General features: G+C 67.6%; 1 protein-coding gene. It reads right to left on the bottom strand.

Features of this window, described 5'->3' with window-relative positions; all coding sequences use genetic code 11:
• Positions 1-24: 24 nt before the first annotated feature.
• Positions 25-1,191: ISL3 family transposase (locus ACWAUG_RS13580; protein ID WP_460802833.1), on the bottom strand; the 1,167-nt coding region annotated here is incomplete at its 5' end.

Genomic DNA, 1,191 nt, shown 5'->3' with positions numbered 1-1,191 from the left:
GGCTCTTCGGACATTCGGTGGGGGTCATGGGGTGAGGCCGCCGGCGGCGAGGAGCATGCGGAGGCGGTAGTTGTCGCGGTTGCGGAACCCTCTGGCGAGGCGGCGGTGGAGTTCGATGATCCCGTTGATGGCCTCGGTGCCACCGTTCGATGACCTCCCGGTCGTGAAGTAGGCCAGGAACGCTGAGCGCCAGCGTCGCAGGGTGCGGCCGAGGCGGGCGATCTCGGGGATCGGGCAGGTGTGGAACGACTCGACGATCTTCTCGGCGATCCGTCGCCCATCGGGGAGGCTCGTCTGGTGGTAGGCCGAGCGAAGCTGCTGCGCGCACTGCCAGGCGACGAACACCTCGTCGTGTGCCGGGTCCGCCTCGATGGCTGTGGTCAGCCTCGCCCACTGCTTGTCGGTGAGGTTCTCGGCTCCGGCGCGAAGGATGGTCTGGATCCCGTAGAGCGGATCACCCTTCTTGCCACGATGTCCCAGAGTGTCTTGCTGGACGCGACGGCGGACCTCATCGACGGCACCGGTGCCGAGCTTGACGACGTGGAACGCATCCAGCACCGCAGTGGCATCCTCGAGCTTGTCTTCGATGGCGGTCTTGTAGCCGGCGAACGGATCAAGGGCGGCGACCTTCACGCTCTTACGGAACGCGTCACCGCGTTCGGCCAGCCAGGACGCGTAGGCCTTCCCGGATCTGCCGGGCACGAGATCGAGCAGCCGTGCCCGCGTCTTTCCGCTCTTGTCGCGGGTGAGATCGACCATCCCGGTCAACTCCTTCGGACCGCGCTTGCGCGGGTCGACGTGATGCCAGATGTGCTCATCGACACCGAGGGCCGTAACGTTCTCGAACCGGGACTCGTCGGCCGCGAGCTTGTTGAGCTCGGGCTTGACGGCGCGCCACACCGTCTTCCACGACGTGCCGAGCTGGCGGGCCAGACCGTGCACGGTGGCATGCTCGCGACGCAGCTGTCCGATCGCCCAGCCGACGGCGCGCGTGGTGATCGACCCGCGCCGGCCGACCAGAGCAGGCAGTTGCTCCACGAACGTCTTCCGTTTGCAGTCGTCATCGTCGCAGCGCCAGATCCGTTGCCGCCACACGATCCGCACTCGCGTCGTCCCAGGCACGTCATGGAGCAGCCGGTGTCGACGCCCACGCCCGGTCGCGATGACCGCGCACGACGGGCACCCTGTCGG

The organism is Microbacterium sp. GXF6406, assembly GCF_054798215.1.
Note: the sequence above shows the minus strand (reverse complement) of the source record. Positions and strands in the feature narration are given on the sequence as shown.